Source organism: Wolbachia endosymbiont (group B) of Longitarsus flavicornis (assembly GCF_964028135.1).
Lineage (GTDB): Bacteria > Pseudomonadota > Alphaproteobacteria > Rickettsiales > Anaplasmataceae > Wolbachia.
Map to the genome: position 1 here is coordinate 1,521,755 of NZ_OZ034758.1, position 20,287 is coordinate 1,542,041.

A 20,287-nucleotide genomic window follows, 5' to 3' on the forward strand; every position below is an offset into this window, starting at 1 on the left:
ATTTTATATCTAAGATAACATCCAGAGTTCTTCCCTTCTCCACCTAATGCTTAAGCTTAAAACATTAGATGCTTTTTTCAAGATACAAGATAACCTCTCGAAATTTCTCAATAAGTGAGCCCAACAAATTTGTCGTTTTTCATCACTGAAGTGGTTGTAAACTCCATATCTGTCGGTAATTACCCGATTTTTGTAATCACAAAATGCACTATTCTTTAAAAACTTCATTCCTCTTGTATCTGCTAACTTCATAAGACTTGCTTTATTGTTGGCAAACATCCAGCACCATTCCAATTTACCTTTGTTATAGTGACTGGTTTCATCAATATGCAAAATTTCGCTTGCTTTCATTTCTTCCTCTATTTGTTCATAGGCTTCTTTACATTTTGACGAGACCCTTGCTTCGCTATTGGACACACTACCAACACTTATACTCATGTTAAAGATGTCTTTCATGATATTCGCTATTTCTCGCTTTGAATTCTTATAAAACCCACTTAGTGATGCAACTACTGACTTAACTCTAGGACCAAAGGTATCAGGTGTAACTCCTTCTGGTAATTTGCTACTCCTTCTTTTTCCGCATTTACGACAGCGCCCATGTTCTAGTTGGTATTCCACTACGTAAGGCTTAATTTTTGGGAGATCAACATTCTGGTGAATATAGGGTTTGTTGCATACTGCAATTTCTCCACCACATTCACAAGTATCATGTAATCTTACTCTAATTACTTCATCTGCTTCCATTTTTATCCGATAATTTCCTTTATGACCAACTTGACCCCCTATCTTCCTGCCACCCTCTGACTTATCTTCTGGTGTGTCTTTTTTTATTTTGTACAGCTCTTTTGAACTTGGTAAAGATGAATTCCTTGAGTTCAAGCCAAGTCTCTCTCTTAGTTCAGCATTCTCTATTTCTAAGATTTTATTTTTTTCTTCAAGCTTTGCTACTTTTTGCTCTAAGTTTTTACATAACTCTACAATACTGATCAACAATTGAAGCATCTAGCCTTACCTTACTATCAACATTTTCTGTTATTATTACTTTGATATGTTATGTCAATTCTTTTTTATCCTTACCATACCTCTGAACGGATACTTCACGCTCTTTTTTATTAAGTATGTGCTCTGAGTAATAAATAATAGTATAATGTTCATTTCTTTTAAAGAACAGAGTTACTTTCTTTTCTTGAAATACAATACGAATAGATTCAACAAGTGAATTATCTTGCTCAATTGTTAGTTTTAGCATTTGTAACTCTCGAGCAATTGAGTTAACTGGATTAGTAACTACAACTAAGTACGTGTCTTTCTTGAGCTGAGTTGAACGAAACTTTACCTCAAATAGACAAATATTAGGATCAGTACCTTCTATGGAAGATTTCAAGAATGTGGCAACAAGAAGTGTACAATTCTGGTCTTTCATGTCGATAAATAAGCATTCACATTCAAAATAATTACTTACGATACTATTTGCTATTTTTAGGCTTTCATTAAAATTCTTAGCACACAGATTTACTTGATTACCATGCAGTGAAAAATCCAGAATAATCCAACTTGGTCTATATCCATGGATAATACGATTTGAATTGAAGAGTAGGTCCTTATCGCTAGCTCGACGTATAAACACATATATACGATTTTGGTGATAGAAAAAACCTTGTAGTTGAGTTTCAAAGCCATCATCTTTTTCAGCATCGTATTCTTGTAGTAATCGGTGAGTAACTTCTTTTGATATAAAGTTTTTAAATGGAATTTTCATCTGCCTTGGTGAATTTTGTAAAGTAAAAGATGAAAATCCTCTCTTTTGTACTTTATCAAAGTGGTAAACACATTTGATTAATTCTGGGTCACTATGAAATAAAACAAAAATTAAGGATTTTTTATCATGTTTGTTATTTTTACATAAAAAGTTTGTGATCAACTCTTCAGTCAAAATAGACCTTGCTACTTCAACAACAGCAGACTCAAGTTTAGAATGGTTGAAGTGGCTAAGTAGATAATAGCTGAACAAAGAGTCTGAGCAACCTATAAGCATTTTACGTTGTTCTTGAACTGAAATATCATCATGTTTCTGAAATTCAAATAATTGGCCATTTTGCTTATGTGTAAAGGAATACTGAAAAATAACATTTAGTTGTCTACCTGAAAGAGAATAAAGCCAATTTTTACGTATTTCTTCATCTTGAAAGCTAGGCAGCCAATGATCTACTGGCATTTCCAAACTACTCTCCCAGAATTCTCTACTAGGATAAAGATTAACCATATATTATGTGTAATATAATACGCTACATTTAACATAATTCAAAAACTAGTCAACGGTAAAAATTATAACAAAGATTTAAGAAAACAAATCGATAAAAATATTTTTCTTTCACTTAAACATACAACAATGAAAAATGTATATATTAAGTAATAGGTCTGCGTAAAAAGGGAAATGTCAATACTCACAGAGTCAGGAAGAGCAGCAATAGCAGCAAGCATAAAAAAGCAATCTCTACATCTTGCTTGGGGCAGTGGTGATGCCAATTGGGAAAGTAGCCATAAAGTAGAAAAAACTTTCGTTAAGGGTGAAATAATGCTTGATCACTACCATGTTAAAGATGCTAGAGTTTTTCAAGGGCAAACAATTTATCAGCCAAGTATTGATTATATAGTTGAGAGTAGTACTGGTGTTATTCAGCGCACAGAAAATAGCTCTATCAGGGCAAATAGTGCAGTTACTGTAGAATATAGTGAAAGCACCCCACCGGAGCCTATTACTTCTCAAAAACTACTCAATGAACTTGGCAGACGTACTGCAGATGAAGTGCTATTCTGCACAGGTGATGAAAATGGCGAACTTATAACTCCTTCTGGAAGGTTTAGGCCCTTAAATGTACCAACCAATAATCTTTTTCTCAAATTCACTTTCGATTTCACGGACGCAGCAAATCAAGTGATAAGGGAATTAGGGGTTATGGTTGGTACTAAAGTAAAAGAAGAATTACCTGAAGGACAGAGATATTTCGAGCCAAAAGACGTGGAAAATCCTGGAATTTTGTTAGTTTTAGAACATACCGTACCACTTATCAGAACATCTGCAACTCAGGAAACTTTTTCATTTGTTGTAACTTTTTGAAACAAAATGACCTTAAATAGTTATTATAACCGCTTTAATCCTGACAAAGAATATGAGAAAAGCTTATTTCTTGCTGGAAGAGGTCTACAGTCTGCAGAATTAAACGAAACTCAGGAGTATGCTCTCTCTAAGCTTAAAGGCATAGGTAATGCAATATTCCGTGATGGTGATGTTATAAACAGGAAGCAATTGTATTATAGATAGAGAAACTGGTAAAGTTACGCTTGAAGGAGGAAAAATCTATCTGCATGGAGCAGTGAGAAAAGTAGAGGAAAAAGAGTTTGTTATTCCACTGAGTACTATAGTTCGCATAGGTGTTTATTATCTAGAATCTACCATTACAGAGCTTGAGGATGAAAACCTTCGTGATCCTGCTGTTGGTACACGTAATTATCAAGAAGTAGGCGCTGCAAGGCTTAAAGTTTCCACCACTTGGAGTTATCAAGCTGAGGGTGTGACTACTAATGCTTCAGGAGAATTTTATCCAATTTATAACATTGAAAATGGAGTATTGATAGAACATTCACCGCCACCACAAGCAAATATAGTAACTACTGCTCTTGCTCGTTATGACAAAGAAGCAAATGGTTCCTACGTTGTAAATGGCCTTGAAGTGATGTTCCTCCACAAAGAAGAAAAGGGAGAAGAAGGGGTAAAAAAAGGTAAAAAAGAAATATTTGTGATTAATGAGGGTAAAGCTCATGTTGATGGTTATGAGATTGAACTTCCTCACAGTATTCGTGTTTCTTTTGATGAAGATCCGGATATAAAATCAGTTGAATCAGAACCACATACTTTTCAGCCAAATAGCCAAAGAGTAATGGAACTGAAGGTTAATGATTTTCCAATAAGTGAAATCAAAAAAGTAGACATAACTGTTCAAAAAACTATTACTGTTACTCACGGTTCATATTCTGGAGCTATTGATCCGATACCTGACTCTGCAGTACTTGAGATTATTCAAGTTAAACAAGGCAATGTTATTTATGAAAATAGTATAGATTACAAATTAAACGCAGGAAACGTTGATTGGTCATTACCAGGTAAAGAACCAGCTCCTGGAAGTAGTTATCAAATAACTTACCGCTGCCGCACTCATGTAATTCCTGAAGATATAAGTGAAGAGGGGTGTAAAGTAAAAGGAGCAGTTGATAACAGTCTGGTTTTGATTGATTACACCTGGAAAATGCCACGCTTTGATTTAATTACTATCGATAGCAAAGGGGTGGTAAGGAGAATAAAAGGTATAGCTCACCCTTGGCGACCATCGATGCCTAAAGCTCCCTCTGGACAGCTCTTACTCTGCTACATTCATCAGACGTGGAAAAAAGGCGAAGGGGTAAAAATAGTGAATAATGCTATTCATGCTGTACCGATGAATGAACTTGAAGCAATGAAAAAAGGAATAAATGATCTTTATGCGCTGGTTGCACAGGAACGTCTACGCAGTGATGCAAATTCAAGAGAACCTACCACCAAAAAAGGAGTATTTGTTGACCCATTCTTTGATGATGATATGCGTGATCAAGGAATTTCGCAGTCTGCAGCAATAGTAAATAAGGAACTAATTTTACCAATAGATGTAACTATTGCTGATATTGATGGAGGAGAAAAAACTTATTTGTTGCCATATGAACTTAAACCGGTACTGGAGCAGCTTTTACAGACTAAAGGAGAAAAGATTAATCCATATCAAGCTTTTGATCCAGTACCGGCACAAATTACTCTAAATAAAAACATTGATCACTGGACGGAGGTTACCACGAATTGGAAAAGTCCAATAACCAGGGTATTTAATGTTAAAGAAACAACAGAATTGCTGTCAAGTACTTCATACGAAGCTGAATTTATGAGAGAAGCAGTACAAGATTTTGAAATTGAAGGTTTTGAGCTAGGTGAAAAGCTTAAGGAAATAAAATTTGATGGCATCAGTATTCAACCCATAGCATAGAAGGCAAATGGAAAAAAGAGCTAACAACCAGGGAAAATTAAAGGGAAAGGTGAAGATACCGGCAAATATTCCAGCAGGTACTAAATTAGTACAGTTTTACGGGGATAAAGGAAGTTATGGAGAAGCAACTTATACTGGTAAAAAAACTATTACCATAGAGGAAAGAAGAAGAGTTATCGCAGCAAGACGAGTTGATCCTTTAGCGCAAACATTTACTCTAAATGAAAGCAGACACATAGGAGGTGTAGAGCTATGGTTCATAAATAAAGGCAAAAAATGTGTTGTTGTGCAGATTCGGGAAACAGCAGTGGGAATTCCCTCGCAGACTGTCATTGCTGAAAGTTATATTGAGCCAAAAGATATAAAGATAGATGGCACGGCAACAAGTATTACTTGGTCACCAGTGTTTTGCCATGCAGGAGAGGAGTATGCAATAGTTTTACTTACTGATGATTCAGAGACAACAGTCAAAATAGCAGAACTTGGCAAATATGATGCAGTAAATAGCCGTTGGGTAACAAGCCAGCCATATCAAGTAGGAGTATTACTTTCATCAAGCAATGCAAGTACCTGGACTCCACATCAAAATTTAGATTTAACGTTTCGATTACTAGCTGCAAAATTTAGTGAAAATTCTCACGTTATTGATCTGGGAAAAGTTACTGCAAACAATACTTCAGATTTAATTGTTTTGACGAACGTCGAAAAAGTAGCATTTGATACCAATGTGGAATTTATCTTAACAGATGAAGAGGGAAGAGAAAACTTTTTGTCTGATAATTTACCGCTTGCACTGCGTGAAAGAATAAATGGGGAATTAACGGTAAAAGCAAGCCTAAAAGGAGGGCGAGAGAAAAGTCCAGTGCTATATCCAGGGTTACAGCTAGTTCTAGGTAATCTTTTAGAGTCTGGAGATTATGTTACAAGAAGTATTACAGCAGGAGCTAACACTAAGATTACCATAACATATGATGCGCTAATACCTGGCACTGCAGATGTAAAAGCATATGTGCAAAAAAATGTGGATTGGCAATTAGTAAATTTAACATCAGGAAAACCAATTGGAGAAAATTGGGTGGAGAGAACTCATCTACTATCAAATTTTAATGCTAATGAGACTAGGGTAAAATTAGTTTTAAGTGGAACGGTTGTTTATCGCCCTAAAGTCAAAAATCTACGAATCATTATCACTTAGCAGAATGTCAGATGATAAAACAAGTAGAGGATATTCTTTACCGCATCTAGAAAATATTGCTGTGCAGGATGTTGTTCGTATCCGTACCACAATTGAGAAAATAGATGAAGATATTACCGAAAGAGAAGATGAGCATAATCAACTAAAAAATAATTTTAAACGATTTAGATTTGAAACTTTTTTGAATTTTTGGGAATGAAAGAAGCAATAGAAGCGTTACATCAAAGGATAAAGGATTTAGCAGCAAGTAGCACACCTGATCAACTGGCATATCTTGCAAAATCGCTGGAATTGATAGCAGATAAAAAAGCTATTTCCAACGTTGTGCAGATGACTGAAGTAAAAGGAATAATTGATGCACTACAAAAAAGACTTAAGGATTTAGCAGAAAACAGTACTCCAGATCAATTAGCATATCTTGCTAAAGCATTGGAATCAATAGTCGACAAAAGTGCGGTTTCTGAAATTGTACAGATGACTGATGGTAAGCTAAAAGAACTTCTTGATAGTGCAAAAAAACACTTAACTGATCTGGATAATAAAAAAGCTAGTTCTTTAGCAGTGATCTCTGAATCAGAGAAGCAGTTATTAAAGAGAATTGATGAAAAAGGAACAACAAATTTATCGCTACTTGATACGAGAAAGAATGCCAATATTGCAGCAATAAATAGCATTAGTAACAGTCATAAAGATGGTCTTAAAGGTTTAGTAGAAGATTTTCGTGCTGTTAATAATGTACCACCTGGCTCATCAATTATAGGAGAAATAGAAACTCGAATTGAAAACATCTCTAATGAGGTAAAAACTCGGGATGAACAGTTAAAAGCGTCTCTTATAAATGAAATAAGAAAGCGCAACATGGTTGAACCTGGAGCATTACCTTTCTTATTTGGTGTACTTGGAAGAAAAAATAATTATTTTGGCCACGGAACTTTTACGACAGAGCTTGGAAAGTGGAGTAGTGATATAACAAAAACTGACTATATGTTACAACTACTAGCAGGTAGCCATACGTACAATACAGATTACGTTAGTTTTTATCGGCCAAGACAACTAAGTTTTATAGAGGGAAGCAAGGGAACATTTATTTACGGAGAGTTATGCACAAAAAGCTTTTCGGGTAGTTATGATAAGATATACTATTACCCATATGCTGCACTTGGAGTAGTATTTGTAAAAAATACAACCAATGTGAACATAAATAAAGCAATAGAATTTGTTGGGTCATCGTATTCGAGTACGGAGTATGGGGAAGCAGGATTATTTGTGGGAACTCCTGATAATACTAATTCTAATAAATCAAGTATTTCAAAAATAGTATGGAAAAATGTTTACCAATACACGAGTTCTGATAGCAAATTAGCTGGATCTGGTAATGTGGAGATTCCAGCAGGAAAAACAGTTGCAATATTACTTTACACATCATCTTATCTGTATTCCAGAACACAAGTTAGTCAAGGTATGCTTGCATCAAATTATGTACACAACTATGGTCAATTTATTCAGTGGGGGATTTATAACATACGTAGCAATTTTCTCACCACAGGGCTTGAGGTAGATGTAGAGAGAACACTAAAGGCTTGGCAATGTCCAGGATTAGAACGAACTGATCAAATATGGCAATGAGGAGGAATTTGTGACTATTTATATACGTTTTGAAAACCACAAGCAGATTGAAACAACAACACTTGAAAACAAGCCAACAGGAAATGATTGGTATGAAGCGCCAAAGAATTTTGATTGGCAAAAAAGCTATTGTTTAACAGAAGGAGGAGAAATTGCTCAGCGGAATCAAGAGGATATTGAATTGGAGTTATTACAAAATGCGAAATTTTCTGCACTTTCTAATCTTCGTGCTTATTATGATAACTATACTAACCAATACACAGGACATTCTCACCAGAAGTCTAAGTCGTATGCGATACAAGCGAAAGCCGCAAAAAGCATTCTAGCAGACCAAGATGAAAAGGATAAAGAAATTATAGAACCTTTAGCAAAAGTCCGTGGTATTACGGTTATTGAAATGGCAAGAATAATTGAAGAAAAAGTGAAAAAAGCAGTAAAAGAAATAATGAAATGTGAAGAGCTTGAAGATTTAGCCAAGAGAAAGATTGAAGAAGCCAAGAGTGAAAATGAGCTAAAGACTTTGCTCGATGATTTTAGGAAAAAAATACAAAGAAATGGCTGAAGAATTTTTGCACGGAGTAAATGTTATAGAGGTAACCTCTGGAGCAAGGGCAGTACGTACAGCTAAATCATCAGTGATAGGTGTAATCGGTACTGCACCTGAAGCAGATGAGCAAAAATTTCCGCTAAATAAACCAGTATTAATAGCAGGAAGTTTAAAACAAGCAGCAAAACTTGGAAGGAGTGGAACTCTTTTCTCAGCAGTAAACGGAATATTTTCCCAAATTGGTGCAACAGTAGTAGTTATTAGAGTTGAAGAAAGTGAAAACATCAATCCAAAATTAAAAGAAGAAGAAACGCTGAAGAATATAATTGGCGGTGTTGATAAAGAGACTGGAGAGTATCAAGGGATAGAGGCATTCCTCAGTAGTGAAAGCATAGTTCATGTTGCTCCAAGAATATTAATTGCACCTCAATTTACTCACCAACTACCAGAAGATGCAGTGGTTGGTGCATTAATTTCTATAGCAGAAAAATTAAGAGCTATAATAGTTGCAGATGGACCAAATACTAATGATGAAGAAGCAATAAAATGGAGAAAAAGTGTAGGCAGCTCAAGAGTTTACGTAGTTGACCCATGGATTAAGTTATTTATTGAAGGAAAAGAAAAAATCTTGCCATCGAGTCCATTTGTAGCTGGTTTAATAGCTAAGATAGACAGCGAGCAAGGCTTCTGGCACTCACCTTCAAATAAAGAAATAAACGGTATTGTTGGAACAAGCAGGCCTATTGATTTTACGCTCGGTAATACAAATTGTAGAGCAAACCACTTGAATGAAAATGAAGTAACAACGATAATTCATCAAAATGGCTATAGGCTTTGGGGAAATAGAACATGTTCAAATGACTCAAAATGGGCTTTTTTGTCAGTGAGAAGGACTGCAGATTTAATCAATGATAGTTTACTTAGGGCTCATTTATGGGCAGTTGATCGCAATATCACCAAAACTTACATAGATGATGTGATTGAGGGGGTGAATTCTTATTTGGCCAATTTAAAAGTACAAGGAGCGATTATTAGCGGAAAATGTTATGCAACACCAGAGCTCAATACACCAACAAATATTGCAAATGGCAAAGTGTATTTTGACTTTGAGTTTACACCACCGTATCCGGCTGAACAGATTACTTTTCGTTCACGTTTGGTTAATAGTGAAATATCGTAATTTTATTAAGGGGAAAAAAGATGCTACCAAAGATTTTAAAGAATTTTAATATATTCGTAGATGGTCGGGGTTATGCAGGAAAAATAGATGAAATTACGCTACCAAAACTTACCATAAAAACAGAGGAGTATCGTGCTGGTGGTATGGATATCCCAATAAATATTGACATGGGCATGGAAAAGCTTGAAGCAGATTTCACTTTTTCTGAATACGATACAGAACTCTTTCGGCTATTTGGGTTGATAAATGGAAATTCAGTAGCTTTGACACTCAGAGGTGGAATGCAAGGGAGTGGTAGTAACGATATTGAAGGAGTAATAATCAACCTTAGGGGCATATTCAGAGAATTTGATTTTGGTAGCTGGAAACCTGCTGAAAAAGCAACGCTGAAGTGTACTGTAGCTGCTCATTACTATAAACTTACTATCGGTAGTAATGAATTAATAGAAATCGATGCTGAGAACATGATCCGTAAGATTAACGGTGTTGATCAAATGGCCTTGCTGCAAACGATTTTAGGGATTTAATGGAATAGATGGATGCCTTTTCATATAACCACTTTTTTATTGAAAAATTACTGATAATACTGTATAATTATTAATGTTTTTTAAGCATTTGTGCTATGGCTTTATCTAAATTTCTCGACCCTAAAAATGATATAGCATTTCGCCGTATCTTTGGTACAGAAAAGAATAAAGACATCCTCATTCACTTCCTCAATGATATTTTGAGCTTTACTGGCAAAAATGCAATACAGGATATAGAGTTTTTAAGTACTATTCAAGATCCCGAAATTGCCGCTAAAAAGCAAAGTATTGTTGATGTGCTATGTAAAGATTCAACAGGAGTACAATGGATAATTGAGATGCAGGTTGCTAAAACCAAAGGCTTTGAAAAACGTGCCCAATATTACGCTGCTAAAGCCTATTCAAGACAAGCAGATAAAGGTGATCAATACCATGACCTTAAGGAAATTATCTTTATTGCTATAGCAGACTGTATACTATTTCCGGATAAGTCTGAGTATAAATCAAAACACACCATTCGGGATGAAGATACTAATGAACATGATCTAAAAGATTTTTACTTTGTATTTATTGAACTGCCTAAATTTTCCAAAACTAAAGAAGATCAGCTTTCAAATATAGTTGAGAAGTGGGTGTATTTTTTTAAGTACGCTGATGAAACAAGTGAAGAAGAATTGGAAAGAATAACAGGAAGTGACGTAATAATCAAAAAAGCGTATGAAGAGCTAAACAGGTTTAACTGGTCAGAAAAAGAGTTTATAGCATATGAACAGGAGACCAAGCGTATTCGTGATGAACAGGCTGTCCTTGCTCAAAAACTTGATGATGCCAAAAAAGAAGGAAAGATTGAAGTTGCAAAAGCGATGTTGACTAATAATGTTGATATTAGCACTATTGTCAAGTGTACAGGTCTTTCTGTCGATGAAGTTCAAGAATTAATCCAAGTGGAAAGGAAATAATCCCTACTACAACTTGTATATTAGGTTATCTCTTCAATCAAACATAAAAACTGTAATAAAAAAAATTAGTTATGTAAAAGCCGGTATAGACTTTTATTTAATTAACTTTTTAAGGAGGAACATGCAAGCTATAACACTTAATAACCCAATAACAGTTGATGGTATTTCTGTCTCAGAACTTACTGTTAGACGTCCAAAAGTTAGAGACTATTTGGTAATAGAACGCCTTAATGGTAGTGATCTGAGTAAGGAAGTAACTTTGACTGCCAATCTAACATCAGTTGCAAAAGAAGCAATTGAAGAGTTGGATATTGCTGATTATGTAAAAGTGCAAGAAGTATTAAAGGATTTTTTTTCACCGATTGTCCAAAAAACTTGAGATTAGAAATACTAGTGCTTGGCTCTATCATAGGTGGTGGAGTTGAGCACATTCTTGATATGGAGATTAGTGAGTTTATTTCATGGAGCAAATTAGCTAGGGAGTTCAAATGTCAGTATTATCGATAAAAATAGGTGCAGTACTTGATGGCAGTTTTAATACTGTAATAAAGGGAAGCAGTAGTCAACTTACCCGTCTCGGTGAGAATATAAGAAAGCTTGATTCATCTTTAAAATCAGTATCAAAGTTTAAGCAGTTGGGTAGTGATGTTTTAACTAGCAGAAGGTCATGGAAAGGTTTTGAGGATCAGGTAAAATCTTTAGCTAAACAAATGAAAGCAATAGAGAAACCAAGCAAAACTTTAAAAGCTGAGTTTGATAAAGCTAAGTTTTCTGTAACAAAAGCAAAAGAAGCATATTTGAGAAAGAGAGATGCTTTGCATTCATTTAATGAAGAAGTAAGGAAAAGTGGAAGAAATATTAAGTACTTAGTAAGTGACCAACATAAACTTGGCTCTTCTATTGAAGTATTAAAAGGTAAGTATGGTAAGCTTGGATCTGCAATACGTAGTCACCAAAGTTTTTTAGCAAGCAAAGCACATTTTAAGTCACAAATTATAGAGACTATTGGGCTAGGGCTAACGCTTGCAGCTCCAGTTAAAGTTGCAATTGACTTTGAAAGTGCTATGGCTGATGTTACAAAAGTGGTAGATTTTAAAAAAGGGACGGATGAAGCAACTAAATTTGCAAAGAAGTTAAAAGAGATGTCACGTACTATACCATTATCAGCCGCAGAACTGGCACAAATAGCTGCAAGTGGTGGTCAACTTGGTATCAAGAAAGAAGATCTTTTTATGTTTACAGAAACAGTGGCAAAAATGTCTACAGCATTTGATATGTCTGCAGAGCAAGCAGGTGATTCTATAGCTAAACTCTCTAACGTTTATGGAATTGATGTTAGTAAAATGGAATACGTTGGTAATGTAATCAATCACTTATCAGATAACACTGCTGCCAAAGCAAAAGATATGGTTGAAGCTCTAGCAATAGTTGGTGGTACTGCAAAACAATTTGGTCTTGACATCAAGGAAACAAGTAGTTTAGTAAATGCCTTCGTTAGTTTAGGTAAACAACCAGCAAAAGCTGCAACTGCTATAAATGCTCTACTTAGTAAACTTCAGACTGCTGAAGAACAAGGAGGGGATTTTAAAGCAGCATTAGAGCAAATGGGAATAACTGCAGAAGAAATAGTACAAAGAATAAGCGAAAACGGCGAAGAAGCATTACTCTATTTTTTTCAAACTCTAAAGAAAATGGATAACCAGGAACGTTCTACAATCCTTATGAAACTTTTCGGTCAGGAATATCAAGATGATATTGCATTATTAGCTGGAAGTTTTAATAAGTATGAGGATGCAATAAAGTTATTGGCTAATACAGAAAAGTACAAGAGCTCTCTACAAGAAGAATTCAAAAATCGTGCAGACACTACAGCTAATAAATTACGACTTCTTCGAAATGCAATAGCTGAAGTTGGTATGAAACTGGGCTCAGTGATGTTGCCTACTTTAAAATCTATAGCTGAATTTTTACAAGAAAAAACTAGATATATAGCAGAGTTTGCAGAAAAATATCCAACTTTAACCACGGCGATCATGGGTACTGTAGCAGCCTTGATAAGTTTAAAAATTGTAGCAGTAGGACTAGGATACGGATTTACATTGCTAGGAAGTACGATTTTTAGTCTGAAAGCAAACCTACTTGGAGTATTTTCATTTTTATCAGCTACAGTTTTTCCTGCAGTAGTAACAGGACTAAGAGCAATAACACTCGCTAACCCTATAGGACTTTTAGTTGCTGGACTTGTTACTGGTGCAGCTCTTGTTATAGCTAACTGGCAAAAGGTGAAAGACTTTTTCTCTAGCTTGTGGAAATCACTCATTGAACCTATAGGAAAAGCTTTTTCATGGATAGGGGAAAGTGTATTTGGAAAAGTATTGGAAAATAGCCCACTGAAAGAATTTGAAAAAAGAAAAACTGAAATAAAAGCAGTCCATACTCCCATAAAGAGTAATATTCTCAACAGTGGAAATCCTGTGCTAGGTAACAGTATAATTAAAGAATTTTCAAAGAGAAATAAAAATAGCTTCAGAGTCAAAAGCCTTATTGAGGAGACAGAGAGCGATAAGATATTTGCAAGGAGTAAGTTTGAAAATAAAGAACAAAATAAAACTCAGAACATCACTAATAATTACACTATCAGCATTAAAGCAGAACCTAACCAAGATGTTCGTAGTCTTGCAGATGAAGTAATAAAAAGGATAAGAGAAAAGTCACGTGATGTTTTATTTGATACGGTAGAGACATTTTATTGATGCTATCTTGTATCTTGAAAAAAGCATCTAATGTTTTAAGCTTAAGCATTAGGTGGAGAAGGGAAGAACTCTGGATGTTATCTTAGATATAAAATCTGTCCAAGAGAAAAGAGTTCCCTTCTCAAAAGTAGAGGTTGGACGGTATCTTAGAAAGACCTAAATGGTTCTAATTCTGTATGCACAAGGTTAGCCTTACTTTTCATTTTAAATGGTAACGTATGGAGTTATAAATGATCAACAACTTTTTAGGTATAGACATATCAAAAGATCGCTTTGATGTTTTTCTTTCTTTCATAAGTAAAAAAGGGAAACGCGAAACTAAGAAAAGGAATTTTAAAAACGATGATTCTGGGTTTCAAGGTCTACTTGATTTTTTACAAAAATATAATGTGGAGCAAGTAACAATCTGTATGGAAGCTACAGGTTGTTATAGTGAAGCTTTGGCTGAATTTCTACACAATGCTGGATATTTTGTTAGTGTAGTAAATCCTTATTGCATAAAATCTTATGCAAGGAGTAAGCTTGTGCGACAAAAGAATGATCAGAGCGATGCAGAGATTATAGCAGATTATTGTCAAAGACAGGAACCTACACGTTGGACACCACCTTCTTCTGAAAAGAAAAAATTAAAACATCTTTATCGTTGTTCAGCTGCGTTAAAAAATGAATTAACATTAGTAAATAATCATTTAGAAAAGAAAGAGAGACTGCCTGAAAAAGTTGTAAATGTTTGGGAAAATCTTTCAGTGAACATAGAGCAATCAATAGAAACAATAAAAAACTCCATACATGAACTATTAAAACAACACAAAGAATTGTTGGAAGATTTTCAGCTACTATTAACTGTTCCAGGCATAGGAAAGGAATCAGCAGTAGCTATTTTAGCTGAAATTTCTGATATAAAAGTTTTTATAAATGCCAGGCAATTGGCATCATATGCTGGAACTATACCACGGAATATAACATAAAGCATAATCCTATTATTATGACTTTTTGTAAGAGGTTAAAAGAGAAAGGCAAGCATAACATGGCCATTGTAGGAGCTGCAATGCGCAAGTTACTCCATATAGTTTTTGGTGTTTTAAGTTCAAGGAAGGCTTTTGATCCAGATCATATCAAGAATTATAAGGCTAGAAGATTAGCTGAAGTTTAAAGTCAAAAAGTGCTCCATCACATCTTATGTGAAATAGTATCTTACACAAATTTATTTAATGTTGCTGGTTAGTGTGTATGTTGATAAGTAAATTGATTTTACATATACACAACAGCAGAAATTTACTTATCAACATATACACTAACTATAATCTGTGTACTGCTACACAGATTGTGAATTGGAAGTATTTTTTTTGGTTTTATGATGCAATTTAGGAAATTTTTATGTTGACTAACAAGACGGTATCTCTTGGTTCGTATAAGTTTGCTCCCACAAGTTTAAAGTATAGCAGAGAAAATCGTTAGAGCACGATTGAGTGTATTGAAAATATGCCACTATTACAAAATATCGGTCAAGGTGTAGAAAATATAGATTTAGAAGGAATGATTTATCTGCATAATCTCAACGGGCTAAATCAATTAAAGAGTGTGAAAGAAGCTGAAAAACCACATATTTTAGTAGATAGTTTAGGTAATATTTTAGGACAATTCGTAATTACTAGGTTAGAAGAAAAGCAGATGTATTTTTTACCTAATGGACTACCAAGAAAAGTTGAATTTAGTTTGAGTTTAAAAAGCTATAGATGACTGTATACTATGTGAGTAAAGAAAATGAGATGTTAGATCTGATTTGCTGGAAACATTACGGATTTACTGATGGAGTAGTGGAATTAGTACTAGCAGAGAACTTAGGTTTGGCAGAATACGGAAGCTTTTTGCCTGCAGGATTAAGGATAAAGCTTCCTACTATTAAGAAAATAGTACAAAAGTCAAAATTAAAGGTCTGGGAATAAATGCAGCCAGATTTTATAATAGATAAATGTGAATCAATTAAAGGTAGAGTTATATCATTGCACCTTACAGATGAATCAGGAATAATAGATGATGTAGTTGAAGTGTGTGTTGATTACAGGGATGAAGACATAGATATTCCGAATGAATTGAACATAGCACTAGGTTATAAGGAATTTGGAATCTTTCCAATGGGTATATATACAGTCAACGAAGTGACTATACAGGGTCCACCTAAGACTCTACTAATCAAAGCTCATGCAACAAATTTAAGAATATCTTTGAAGGCAAAAGTATCAAAAGAATGGCGCCAAATTACCATAGAAAACTTAGTAAAAGAAATAGCCAAAAACATGGATATGGATACAAAGTCGCTAAGGAATTTAAGAATGTATTGATACCCCACATTAATCAGGCAGATGAAAGTGATATAAGTCTGTTAACAAAGATCGCAACAGAGCGTGAAGCAATGGCAAAATTAGCTGGTGGGTATATATTGTTTATTTCAAAGAATATGGCAAAATCAGCCACAGGAAAAGCTTTAGGAACAACGACTATTAGACCTCAAGATACAATTAACTGGAAAGTACATTTTACCGTACGTGATAAGTATAATTCAGTAGTGGCAAAGTGGCATAGCTATGAAAAGGGCGAAACTATTAAAGAAACAGTTGGTAGTAGCGAGCCAAGTTATATTATGCTGGAACTTTACTCTAATGCAGAGTCAGCGCTGAGTGCAGCAAATGCCAAGTTGAAACAATTGAAGCGTAACAATGAAGCTTTAGATATAACTATGCCTGGTAATCCTCAAATTTTTGCAGAAGCTAAACTTAATCTTATAGACTTTAACCAAGCGGTAGATGGTGAATGGATAGTTAATAGAGCGGAGCATACTTTAAATAGCTCAGGTTACCTTACTATGTTGTCAGCATCTTTGAGTAAGTAATGTTAATAAAAAATGAGTAAATGATCTATTTAATATTAAAAAGATGTTGAATATGGATAAATTGGGTCAAGATACAAAAAACAAGCTGCATTTTTGGTGGCTTATAACAGTAATAGTATGTATTATTGCTACCTATTCCTACATGAAGGCAAAGGCTGCAGATAATTATAAAACGATATTACGCATTGCTTCTCAAAATTGTAACTTAGAGACTGTAAAATTCTTAGTAGAAAATCTATTAGATATTAATGTGCAGATCCCTAAATTAACAGCACTACATTATGCTGCAGAAGAGGGATGTGCAGAGGTTGTAAAATTCCTAGTAGAAAAAGGAGTTGATATAAATGCTACGAAATATGAAAGATGGACACCTTTACATGCAGCTACATATGAAGGCAAATTGGAGATAATTAGATTTTTATTAGACAAAGGTTCAGACCCTACCATTAGAGATACAGATGGAAAAACACCAAGGAAAATTGCTGTATTAAGATCACGGCATAATAAGGACAAACCTTATGATGAAATCATTAAGCTACTTGCAGAAGCAGAGGACCGATACGAATCAACAAAAAGTAATCACTAAAGCTGTAAGTTTTCTATAATCTGCATATAAATTTCCAAAACTATCCATAACAAGTTAATATTTTCACATGAAAAAGCAAAAAATCCCAATAGCGGTAATAATAACAATAGTTCTACAGACTGTAGGATTCATCATACGCGTCAAGTTAAGAGATTGTGAGCAAATTTAGAGAGGTTAAAGTGGATACTCTAGCCCTTCTACGTTTGTCTTTTAATGAAAATCGCGACCAAGTTATAGTGAGTTTTTTAAGAAATGCTTTTAAACTATTAATTTTGGTTAATACTAAAAATAACTCTCTAACCCGCCTTTTTAGCTCAATAAATGCCTTTGTTAAGCTAAGTTCTGTATTCTTTTTCACTTCTGTGCAACCAACCATGCCGTGAAATATAAGAATTGCGCACAATTTAGCATATAGTTCACATAATACTCTGCATGGCTTTCCTTTTAGCTTATCAAGCCTGATATGGCTTTTATACAATTTAAATAATAACTCAATTTGCCACCTTACTCTGTAAATCGTTAATACTTGCTCAGCACTAATTTTATTTTCTGGAACATTAGTTATAAATATTGACCAGTTCAACAATTTTTGATTTCTTTTAGAGGATGTATATCCCTGCGATCTTGCTAATCTATTAGCTTTCCTTCTTCTGGCCATAGACTGTTCTTCAGTTAGTTTCTGACATATAATTCTTACTCTAATTTTTGCTTCTTTTCCTAACAATACCTCGTTTTCTAAAAATAACTTATCCTCTAAACATTCTAATAACTCCATTTTTTGATTTGTTTCTACATCATATATGTTGGTATCGGATTTATAACGACTTATGAAATAAGCTCCTATTTCATTGATTTGTTTAAAAGAACTTGGCACAAAATAACCGAGATCAGATATTAGCAAATCATTGCTTAATATATTACTTAAATGTTTCCTATATCCCTGGTCTGATCTCACTGCCATTAAGTTAAGGGAAAGAGAAGTTAAGATTGGACAAAAAATTTGAAGTGATTGATAATTATGGTAAATACTAGGGTGAATTTTTAAGAAAAGGGAGTCTGAAAAGTGCAAGTTATTTAAAAAAGTAATAATTGCAGGTTATTTTGCAAAGAATGTACTAATGCAATGATACTGAAAAGATATCTTGAATTTAAAACACATGTTTTCTAGCTCTTTTCTGGTAGTTGAGTGAACGAATATCAGATATCTTATGACGATCAACTCTTCTCCCTTTTCTCACCACTAAAGTGTTCATCAAAAATAACTGTGATAGTCGATCCATAATGCAGTCTATGTCTGACTCTGTAGAAAAAATATCAAAGGCTAAGTTTTTAATCGCATTAAATGAGACAGATTTATTGATGCTTTTTTTTAGTTTACTATTCTGTGAGCTCAATGTCTCTTCATCATCTTCTATCATGATACTTTCTAGATTACTGATGAAGATAGTTGACCAAAAATCCTGCTTGATAGTTTCAATACTTTTTCCTGTGAAATTCTCTAAATTTAATCTTCCCTTCAGCCTAGAAAAAAATGTTTCTACTCCCCAGCGCAAGTAATATAATCTCTCAAACTCTTCAACTGTAAAACGTTTCTCATCTAACAGAGATGTTACTAACACTTCAACTTCGCCAGAAGAAAGTATTATTTTGACTAACCTGAATTTCATCTCATCAGGTAATCCTAGCTTTCGTAGCTGTCTTGCTACTTTAATAGGTGCGGTAGACACTACCACCGTACTAGATGGGCTTTCCGGCTTAAACATAGCGTTTATTTCATTGAAAGACGAACTTGAACAGCGAATTATATAATTGATTTTCCTTCCTGTAAGCTCAGCAAGAAATCGATAAGATACGTATCCTCTATCACAGATTAACAAATCGTCTGATTTTATGGATTCAAGCATACCGATTGCTAAATCAACCTCATAGCTGTCACCTCTACTTAGCACAGATTTTATTGCAATATTATTTAGCACATCGTAACAAACTTCAAAGGTTGCACTTGTATAGTCTTCAAATCTCTGGATTCCATTCCATACTGCTCTTGAGCTAAACTCACCTATTATTTTGTCGCTCTTTGGCAGAATCAGTATTGAAGCATCAAATGCAAGTACTCTGAAGCCATGGTGGGTTTTAAATTCCTGATCTTGGTAGTATAGGGAAACTATATCATCATTTAACTCTGAAAACGCAGTATGTTTTAGCTTCTTTCTTGCTTGAGTAAATGCACTTGCCGTAATTGTATAATCTTTTCTTGTATGCAGAACAAACTCATTAAGCATCACTTGTAATGACTTTACACTCTTTCTAAAAATCAGGAGAAATACATTAACGAAGGGCAGCTTTCTTTTTCGTGAGAAGTCTTTTGAGGATGCTCTGTGTGCGTTTATAAAGTTTAAACTCATCAATTTATTTTTTATAAACATGATTATTCTTTTTTTTACTCATGTCATTACTTCTTTTAATTTGTGAATCTTACCTGATTTTATAATACAGTTCATCACTTTTCCTTAACTTAATGGCAGTGGGCCCCTCGGAGCCGGTTTGCAAGAGCAGGCTTCAAACAGCCATAAGCTGCTTTGGTAAAGAGCTAAGGTAGTGAGCGTTATGGAAAAGGCACAATTATGTGTCATGTATGAAATAGAGAGACGAACGCAAGTGAACCACTGATGAAGTGTCGAAAGCGTAGAGACGACGTCAAAACCAGGGGGTAGTCGTTAACCTGGGATGAATCTACTGGGAGCTTGTTTACTGGGTAGGTGGCGTCCGGCATAAAAGTGGCGTGAATCTATTTTAGGCTATTGCATGGAACTACGGGAACCTGTCGTTTCGATGAAAAGGGAGAAGTCCAAAGAGCTGATCTCTGAGGATGAGAGTACCGATGCGAAAAACAGGGGCGGATTAGCTCGTAGTAGCGAAGAAGTTTCTGTAATGGAAATGGAGTGAAGGGGC

16 protein-coding genes and 6 pseudogenes are annotated in these 20,287 nt (G+C 34.7%); 18 read left to right on the forward strand and 4 right to left on the reverse strand.

Annotation, left to right across the window (positions count from 1 at the left end):
- Window positions 1-15: 15 nt before the first annotated feature.
- Window positions 16-993, reverse strand: a pseudogene (locus tag ABWU45_RS07195) (IS66 family transposase); the annotation flags it as partial.
- 61 nt (window positions 994-1,054) lie between these two features.
- On the reverse strand, window positions 1,055-2,266 hold the full coding sequence (locus ABWU45_RS07200) for a hypothetical protein (protein ID WP_353278346.1): 1,212 nt from the start codon (window positions 2,264-2,266) through the stop codon (window positions 1,055-1,057).
- A gap of 171 nt (window positions 2,267-2,437) precedes the next feature.
- On the opposite strand from ABWU45_RS07200, the gene ABWU45_RS07205 reads away from it, so the two are divergent.
- The 17 genes and pseudogenes from ABWU45_RS07205 to ABWU45_RS07285 all read left to right on the forward strand — a co-directional run bounded on the left by ABWU45_RS07205 (window position 2,438) and on the right by ABWU45_RS07285 (window position 17,335).
- Window positions 2,438-3,121, forward strand: a complete 684-nt coding sequence (locus ABWU45_RS07205) for a hypothetical protein (RefSeq protein ID WP_353278347.1) — start codon at window positions 2,438-2,440, stop codon at window positions 3,119-3,121.
- Between the two features lie 6 nt (window positions 3,122-3,127).
- Window positions 3,128-5,072, forward strand: a pseudogene (locus ABWU45_RS07210) (DUF4815 domain-containing protein).
- A gap of 7 nt (window positions 5,073-5,079) precedes the next feature.
- Window positions 5,080-6,267 (forward strand): hypothetical protein, encoded by a 1,188-nt coding sequence (locus ABWU45_RS07215; RefSeq protein WP_353278348.1) that lies wholly within the window; start codon window positions 5,080-5,082, stop codon window positions 6,265-6,267.
- Between the two features lie 4 nt (window positions 6,268-6,271).
- Window positions 6,272-6,466 carry a hypothetical protein gene (locus tag ABWU45_RS07220; RefSeq protein ID WP_353278349.1) on the forward strand — a complete coding sequence of 65 codons (195 nt, stop codon included), beginning with the start codon at window positions 6,272-6,274 and terminating at the stop codon, window positions 6,464-6,466.
- Window positions 6,463-7,893 carry a hypothetical protein gene (locus tag ABWU45_RS07225; RefSeq protein ID WP_353278350.1) on the forward strand — a complete coding sequence of 477 codons (1,431 nt, stop codon included), beginning with the start codon at window positions 6,463-6,465 and terminating at the stop codon, window positions 7,891-7,893. Before ABWU45_RS07220 ends, ABWU45_RS07225 begins: the two co-directional genes overlap by 4 nt.
- Window positions 7,894-7,903: 10 nt before the next feature.
- Entirely contained in the window at window positions 7,904-8,455 is a 552-nt protein-coding gene (locus tag ABWU45_RS07230; protein ID WP_353278351.1) for a hypothetical protein, read from the forward strand.
- Window positions 8,448-9,620, forward strand: a complete 1,173-nt coding sequence (locus tag ABWU45_RS07235; protein WP_353278352.1) for a phage tail sheath subtilisin-like domain-containing protein — start codon at window positions 8,448-8,450, stop codon at window positions 9,618-9,620. The genes ABWU45_RS07230 and ABWU45_RS07235 overlap by 8 nt, the downstream gene beginning before the upstream one ends.
- Before the next feature lie 20 nt (window positions 9,621-9,640).
- Complete coding sequence (locus ABWU45_RS07240; protein ID WP_353278353.1) at window positions 9,641-10,147, forward strand: phage major tail tube protein; 507 nt, start codon at window positions 9,641-9,643, stop codon at window positions 10,145-10,147.
- A 95-nt stretch (window positions 10,148-10,242) separates the two neighbouring features.
- Window positions 10,243-11,106: an Rpn family recombination-promoting nuclease/putative transposase gene (locus ABWU45_RS07245; RefSeq protein WP_265017161.1), complete on the forward strand. Its 864-nt coding sequence runs from the start codon at window positions 10,243-10,245 to the stop codon at window positions 11,104-11,106.
- Window positions 11,107-11,227: 121 nt separating this feature from the next.
- A complete protein-coding gene (locus tag ABWU45_RS07250) occupies window positions 11,228-11,485 on the forward strand; it encodes a phage tail assembly protein (protein WP_353278354.1) in 258 nt (85 codons plus the stop codon).
- A complete protein-coding gene (locus ABWU45_RS07255) occupies window positions 11,482-11,613 on the forward strand; it encodes a hypothetical protein (protein ID WP_265040494.1) in 132 nt (43 codons plus the stop codon). Before ABWU45_RS07250 ends, ABWU45_RS07255 begins: the two co-directional genes overlap by 4 nt.
- On the forward strand, window positions 11,595-13,859 hold the full coding sequence (locus ABWU45_RS07260) for a phage tail tape measure protein (protein ID WP_353278355.1): 2,265 nt from the start codon (window positions 11,595-11,597) through the stop codon (window positions 13,857-13,859). The genes ABWU45_RS07255 and ABWU45_RS07260 overlap by 19 nt, the downstream gene beginning before the upstream one ends.
- 230 nt (window positions 13,860-14,089) lie before the next feature.
- A pseudogene (locus ABWU45_RS07265) lies at window positions 14,090-15,012 on the forward strand (IS110 family transposase).
- Window positions 15,013-15,236: 224 nt separating this feature from the next.
- Window positions 15,237-15,599: pseudogene (locus ABWU45_RS07270) on the forward strand (phage tail protein).
- On the forward strand, window positions 15,596-15,805 hold the full coding sequence (locus tag ABWU45_RS07275; protein ID WP_015589019.1) for a tail protein X: 210 nt from the start codon (window positions 15,596-15,598) through the stop codon (window positions 15,803-15,805). Before ABWU45_RS07270 ends, ABWU45_RS07275 begins: the two are co-directional and overlap by 4 nt.
- Window positions 15,806-16,749: pseudogene (locus ABWU45_RS07280) on the forward strand (phage tail protein). It abuts the gene before it with no gap.
- A 52-nt stretch (window positions 16,750-16,801) separates the two neighbouring features.
- Window positions 16,802-17,335: an ankyrin repeat domain-containing protein gene (locus ABWU45_RS07285; RefSeq protein WP_155968672.1), complete on the forward strand. Its 534-nt coding sequence runs from the start codon at window positions 16,802-16,804 to the stop codon at window positions 17,333-17,335.
- 145 nt (window positions 17,336-17,480) lie between these two features.
- Here the strand turns inward: ABWU45_RS07285 and ABWU45_RS07290 are convergent.
- Window positions 17,481-18,305: pseudogene (locus ABWU45_RS07290) on the reverse strand (IS4 family transposase); the annotation flags it as partial.
- Window positions 18,306-18,483: 178 nt separating this feature from the next.
- Window positions 18,484-19,761: an IS4 family transposase gene (locus ABWU45_RS07295; protein WP_353277994.1), complete on the reverse strand. Its 1,278-nt coding sequence runs from the start codon at window positions 19,759-19,761 to the stop codon at window positions 18,484-18,486.
- A gap of 379 nt (window positions 19,762-20,140) precedes the next feature.
- On the opposite strand from ABWU45_RS07295, the gene ABWU45_RS07300 reads away from it, so the two are divergent.
- Entirely contained in the window at window positions 20,141-20,281 is a 141-nt protein-coding gene (locus ABWU45_RS07300; protein ID WP_019078704.1) for a hypothetical protein, read from the forward strand.
- Window positions 20,282-20,287 lie beyond the last annotated feature (6 nt).